Source organism: Micromonospora sp. NPDC047753, assembly GCF_040642735.1.
Classification (GTDB): domain Bacteria; phylum Actinomycetota; class Actinomycetes; order Mycobacteriales; family Micromonosporaceae; genus Micromonospora.
Genome location: NZ_JBEYSL010000411.1, coordinates 1 through 6,135, shown reverse-complemented (window position 1 = coordinate 6,135; position 6,135 = coordinate 1). Strand labels below are relative to the sequence as shown.

Here is a 6,135-nt window from a genome sequence, read left to right as displayed (position 1 = left end):
GTTCGACCTGGTCGCCGCCACCGCGCACAGCCAGGCCGGGCACCGCGTCGACGTGGTGCACCCGCAGCTCACCGGGCTCGACCTGGTGCTGGGCGAGACCGATCCGGCGGTCCTGGCCGATGCGGACCTGGTCTTCCTGGCCCTGCCGCACGGACAGTCGGCGGCTCTCGCGGCCCAGCTCCCGGCCGAGGTGCGGATCGTCGACCTGGGTGCCGACCACCGGCTGGCCGACCCGTACGCCTGGGCGCAGTACTACGGCGGCACGCACGCCGGGCAGTGGACCTACGGCCTGCCCGAGTTGCCCGGTCAGCGGGAGCTGATCGCCGGCTCCACCCGGGTGGCGAACACCGGTTGCTACGCCGCGGCGATCACCCTGGCGCTCGCGCCGCTGATCGCCGACGGCGCGGCCAACCCCGCCGACGTGGTGGTGGTCGCCGCCTCCGGCACCTCCGGCGCGGGCCGGGCGGCCAAGGCGCACCTGTTGGCCAGCGAGGTGATGGGCGACCTGTCGCCGTACCGGGTGGGCACCCACCAGCACGTTCCGGAGATCAAGCAGGCCACCGGCGCGACCGGGCTGTCGTTCACCCCGGTTCTGGCGCCGATGCCGCGCGGCATCCTGGCCACCGTCACAGCGGTGCCGGCGCGTGGCGTCGACCCGCAGGAGGTGCTGGCCCGGGCGTACGCTGACGCGTCGTTCGTGCACGTGCTGCCGGAGGGCCGCTGGCCGCACACGGCCGCGACCCTCGGCTCCAACTCGTGTCACCTGCAGGCCACCGTCGACGTCGACTCGGGTCGTCTGATCGTGGTCAGCGCGTTGGACAACCTGGGTAAGGGCGCGGCCGGTCAGGCCGTGCAGAACGCCAACCTGATGCTCGGCCTGCCGGAGACGACGGGCCTGTCGATCTGGGGAGTCACCCCTTGAGTGTCACCGCCCCTCGGGGGTTCCGAGCGGCCGGTGTGGCCGCCGGCCTCAAGACCGGCGGCGGCGCGGACGTGGCCCTGGTGGTGAACGACGGCCCGGACGCCGGTGTAGCCGGTGTCTTCACCACCAACCGGGTCAGGGCGGCGCCGGTGCGCTGGACCCAGCAGGTCGTGCAGGGCGGTGTGGTCCGCGCCGTGGTGCTCAACTCCGGTGGCGCCAACGCCTGCACCGGTCCGGCCGGCTTCCAGGACACGCACGCCACCGCCGAGCACACCGCCGCCGCGCTGACCTCGGTCAGCCCCCGGTTGATCCTCGGCGCCGGTGATGTGGCGGTCTGCTCGACCGGCCTCATCGGTGAGCGGCTGCCGATGCCGAAGCTGCTGCCGGGCGTCCGCTCGGCGATCCGTCGGCTGTCCCGCGACGGTGGCCGGGCCGCCGCCGAGGCGATCATGACCACGGACACCCGGCCGAAGACCACTGTGATCCGGGGGAGCGGCTGGACGGTCGGCGGCATGGCCAAGGGCGCGGGGATGCTCGCGCCCGGGATGGCCACCATGCTCTGCGTGTTGACCACGGACGCGGTGGCCGGGCCAGCGACGTTGGACGAGGCGTTGCGGGCGGCCACCCGGGTCAGCTTCGACCGGGTCGACTCCGACGGCTGCATGTCCACGAACGACACGGTGTTGCTGCTGGCCAGCGGCGCGAGCGGCATCGAGCCGACGCCGGCCGAGCTGGCCGCCGCCGTCACCGCGGCCTGTCACGACCTGGCCCAGCAGTTGGTGGCTGACGCCGAGGGCGCCACCAAGCAGATCGCCATCGACGTGGTCGGCGCGGCGGACGAGGACGAGGCGGTCGAGGTGGGCCGTACGGTGGCCCGCAACAACCTGGTCAAGACGGCGCTGTTCGGCAACGACCCGAACTGGGGTCGGATCCTCGCCGCCGTCGGCACCACCGCCGCCGCGTTCGAGCCGGACGAGGTGGACGTGGCGGTCAACGGGGTGTGGGTGTGCCGGGGCGGCGCCGCCGCCGAGGACCGCTCGAAGGTCGACCTGACCGGGCGGGACGTGACCATCCGGATCGACCTGCACGCGGGTACGTCGGCCGCCACGATCTGGACCAACGACCTGTCCCACGCGTACGTGCACGAGAATTCGGCGTACTCCACGTGAGCGCGAGGAACGCAGCGCAGCGGAGTCCCGCAGTCGCGAACGGAAGGCGGGCGCGGTGAGCGCGAGGAACGCAGCGCAGCGGAGTCCCGCAGTCGCGAACGGAAGGCTGGTGCGGTGAGCCTGAGCAGCGATCTGGCTCGTGCCCAGGTCAAGGCGGAGACGTTGATCGAGGCGTTGCCCTGGTTGGCGCGCTTCACCGGCTCGACGGTCGTGGTCAAGTACGGCGGCAACGCGATGACCGATCCGGAGTTGCAGCGGGCGTTCGCGGCCGACATGGTCTTCCTGCGCTACGCCGGCCTGAAGCCCGTGGTGGTGCACGGCGGCGGTCCGCAGATCTCCGCCATGCTGGGTCGCCTCGGCATCGCCAGCGAGTTCCGGGGTGGTCTGCGGGTGACCACCGCCGAGGCGATGGACGTGGTCCGGATGGTGCTGGTCGGTCAGGTGGGCCGGGAGCTGGTGGGTTTGATCAACTCGCACGGCCCGTACGCCGTCGGCCTCTCCGGCGAGGACGCGCGGCTGTTCACCGCGGTGCGGCGTCCGGCGTACGTGGATGGGGTGCCGGTCGACGTGGGTCAGGTCGGGGACGTCGAGTCGGTCGACGTGTCCGCGGTGACCGACCTGATCGAGGCGGGTCGGATTCCGGTGATCTCCACGGTGGCGCCGGACGTGGAGGGGGTGCTGCACAACCTCAACGCGGACACCGCCGCCGCCGCGCTGGCCATCGCGTTGCGGGCCCGCAAGCTGGTCGTGCTCACCGACGTGGCCGGCCTGTACGCGGACTGGCCGGACACCAGCAGCCTGGTCTCCGAGATCGCCGCGGACGATCTGGCGAAGCTGCTGCCCAGCCTGGAGTCGGGCATGGTGCCGAAGATGGAGGCGTGCCTGCGAGCGGTGCGTGGGGGAGTGCCCGCCGCGCACGTCGTCGACGGCCGGGTGGCGCACTCCACGCTGCTTGAGGTGTTCACCTCGGAAGGGTTCGGAACGATGGTGGTGCCGGGAGACGGGACGGACGTGACATGAGCACGTTGGCGCAGCGGTGGAAGCAGTCCATGATGGACAACTACGGCACGCCGCCGATGGCGTTGGTCTCCGGTCACGGTGCCGTCGTGGTCGACGACGCGGGCCGGGAGTACCTGGACCTGGTGGGTGGCATTGCGGTCAACGCCCTCGGTCACGCCCACCCGGCGGTGGTGGCGGCGGTGTCGAAGCAGGTCGCGACCCTTGGGCACGTCTCCAACCTCTATGTGGCCGAGCCGCCGGTGGCCCTCGCCGAACTGCTGTTGGCGCTCGCCGGCCGACCGGGCCGGGTGTTCTTCGCCAACTCGGGCGCGGAGGCTAACGAGGCGGCGTTCAAGCTCTCCCGGCGCACCGGCCGCACCCAGGTGGTGGCCACCAGGGGCGGCTTCCACGGCCGCACCATGGGCGCCCTCGCGCTGACCGGTCAACCGGCCAAGGTCGACCCGTTCCGGCCGCTGCCCGGCGAGGTGACCCACGTCGACTACGGCGATGTCGCCGCCCTCGAAGCGGCCGTGTCCGAGGCGACCGCCATGGTGATCCTGGAACCGGTCCAGGGGGAGAACGGCGTGCTGGTCCCGCCGGCCGGCTACCTCGCCGAGGCCCGGCGGATCACCGCCCGGCACGGCGCGCTGCTGGTCCTCGACGAGGTGCAGACCGGTGTGGGGCGTACCGGGCACTGGTTCGCGCACCAGGCCGAGGGTGTGGAGCCGGACGTGGTCACCCTGGCCAAGGGGCTGGGTGGCGGTCTGCCCATCGGTGCGACGCTGGCCTTCGGCCCCGCCGCGGACCTGCTCACGCCCGGCTCGCACGGCACCACGTTCGGCGGCAACCCGGTCAGTTGCGCGGCGGCGCTCGCTGTGGTGGCGACCATCGCCAACGAGGGCCTGCTCGACAACGTCAAGCGGGTCGGCGAGCGGTTGCGGCGCGGCATCGAGGCGCTGGGCCACCCGCTGATCGGCGAGGTACGCGGGTCCGGGCTGCTGCTCGGTGTGGCGCTCACCGCGCCGGTGTCGTCGGTGCTGGCCGAGGCGCTGCGGGAAGCCGGCTTCCTGGTCAACCCGGTGCAGCCGGGTGTGATCCGGCTGGCCCCACCGCTGATCCTCACCGCCGCCCAGGCGGACTCGTTCCTCGCGGCGCTGCCCGCAGCACTGGACGCGACCGCCCCGGCCGCTGCCGGCGCGCAGACCGCACCAGCCACACTGACCACCACGACGGGGACGACTCGATGACCCGGCACTTCCTGCGCGACGACGACCTTTCGCCGGCTGAACAGTCCGCTGTCCTCGACCTGGCGGCGGGCATGAAGGCGGACCGGTTCGGCCACCGACCGCTGGTCGGCCCCCGCTCGGTGGCGGTGCTCTTCGACAAGCAGAGCCTGCGGACCAGGATCTCGTTCGACGCCGGGATCGCCGAGCTGGGCGGGCACCCTCTGGTGGTGGACACGCAGGTCACCCACTTCGGTCGCGGGGAGTCGCTCGCCGACGCGGGGCGGGTGCTGTCCCGCTACGTCGCGGCGATCGTGCTGCGGACCCACGGTGACGAGCGGATCGCCGAGGTGGCGGCGGGCGCGACCGTGCCGGTGGTCAACGCGCTCACCGACGGTTTCCACCCGTGCCAGCTGCTGGCCGACCTGCTCACCATCCGGGAGCGGTGCGGTGGCACGGCCGGGCGCACCCTGGCGTACGTGGGGGACGGCGCGAATAACATGGCGCAGTCGTACCTGCTGGCCGGGGCGACGGCCGGGATGCACGTGCGGATCGCCGGCCCGGCCGGGTTCGCGCCGGACGAGGCGGTGGTGCGACGGGCCGCTGAGATCGCCGCGGAGACCGGCGGGTCGGTGCGGGTGCTGACCGACCCGGCCCAGGCGGTACGCGACGCTGACGTGCTGGCCACCGACACCTGGACGTCGATGGGGCAGGAGTCCGACGGGTTGGACCGGATCACCCCGTTCCTGCCGTACCAGGTCAACAAGGAGCTGCTCGGTCAGGCCGCACCGGACGCGATCGTGCTGCACTGCCTGCCCGCACACCGCGGTGAGGAGATCACCGACGAGGTGCTCGACGGCCCGCAGAGCGCTGTCTTCGACCAGGCGGAGAACCGGCTGCACGCCCAGAAGGCGCTGTTGACGTTCCTGCTGGAGCTCGCGAACGGCAATGCCGCCACCGGAGGGCCGCGATGACCGCGCCGCTGACTCGCGCGGCCCGGCACGCCCGGATCGTGGAGCTGATCCGCGACCGGCCGATCCGGTCGCAGACCGAGCTGGCGGATCTGCTCGCCGCCGACGGCGTCGGCGTCACCCAGGCCACCCTCTCGCGGGACCTGGAGGAGTTGGGCGCGGTCAAGGTGCGCGGCGGCGACGGTCCGGCCGTCTACCTGATTCCCGAGGACGGGCAGCGGCCGTTGCGCGACGCCGAGGCCGCGCCGGCCCGGTTGGTACGGCTGCTGCGCGAACTGCTCAACGGGGTCGACTCCAGCGGCAACATCGCCGTGCTGCGGACACCGCCGGGCGCAGCCCAGTACCTGGCCAGCGCGTTGGACCGGGCGGGCCTGCCCGAGATCGTCGGCACCATCGCCGGCGACGACACCATCCTCGTCGTGGCCCGTGAGGCCGTCGGTGGGGCCGCGCTCGGAGACAAGCTCGCCGGTTGGGCCCGCCGGGACGACACCGCTGAAGGGAACACCACGTCATGACCGAGCGGGTCGTGCTCGCGTACTCCGGCGGGTTGGACACCTCAGTCGCCATTCCGTACCTGTCGGAGCAGACCGGCGCCGAGGTGATCGCGGTCGCGGTCGACGTCGGGCAGGGCGGTGAGGATCTCGACGCCATCCGGCAGCGTGCCCTGGACTGCGGCGCCGCCGAGTCCGAGGTGGTGGACGCGCGCGACGAGTTCGCCGCCGACTACTGCCTGCCGGCGATCCGGGCCAACGCGCTCTACATGGACCGCTACCCACTGGTGTCGGCGCTGTCCCGGCCGCTGATCGTCAAGCACCTGGTGGCGGCGGCGCGCACGCACGGCGGCACGATCG

The 6,135-nt window shown here is 72.7% G+C and carries 7 protein-coding genes; all 7 read left to right on the top strand.

The genetic code is table 11. From position 1 onward, the window contains the following. Positions 1-922 (top strand): N-acetyl-gamma-glutamyl-phosphate reductase (argC, locus tag ABZ749_RS26995; protein WP_357232744.1); only part of this gene is annotated, 922 nt, incomplete at its 5' end. Next, complete coding sequence (gene argJ, locus ABZ749_RS26990; protein WP_357232741.1) at positions 919-2,091, top strand: bifunctional glutamate N-acetyltransferase/amino-acid acetyltransferase ArgJ; 1,173 nt, start codon at positions 919-921, stop codon at positions 2,089-2,091. The genes argC and argJ, both read left to right, overlap by 4 nt. A gap of 114 nt (positions 2,092-2,205) precedes the next feature. Next, on the top strand, positions 2,206-3,111 hold the full coding sequence (gene argB, locus ABZ749_RS26985) for an acetylglutamate kinase (RefSeq protein ID WP_357232739.1): 906 nt from the start codon (positions 2,206-2,208) through the stop codon (positions 3,109-3,111). Next, a complete protein-coding gene (locus ABZ749_RS26980) occupies positions 3,108-4,337 on the top strand; it encodes an acetylornithine transaminase (RefSeq protein WP_357232737.1) in 1,230 nt (409 codons plus the stop codon). Before argB ends, ABZ749_RS26980 begins: the two co-directional genes overlap by 4 nt. Beyond that, complete coding sequence (gene argF, locus ABZ749_RS26975; protein WP_357232735.1) at positions 4,334-5,287, top strand: ornithine carbamoyltransferase; 954 nt, start codon at positions 4,334-4,336, stop codon at positions 5,285-5,287. The genes ABZ749_RS26980 and argF overlap by 4 nt, the downstream gene beginning before the upstream one ends. Further along, a complete protein-coding gene (locus tag ABZ749_RS26970; protein ID WP_355009159.1) occupies positions 5,284-5,799 on the top strand; it encodes an arginine repressor in 516 nt (171 codons plus the stop codon). The genes argF and ABZ749_RS26970 overlap by 4 nt, the downstream gene beginning before the upstream one ends. After that, positions 5,796-6,135, top strand: a 340-nt coding sequence (locus ABZ749_RS26965; RefSeq protein WP_357232733.1) for an argininosuccinate synthase domain-containing protein, incomplete at its 3' end; no start/stop codon positions are given. The genes ABZ749_RS26970 and ABZ749_RS26965, both read left to right, overlap by 4 nt.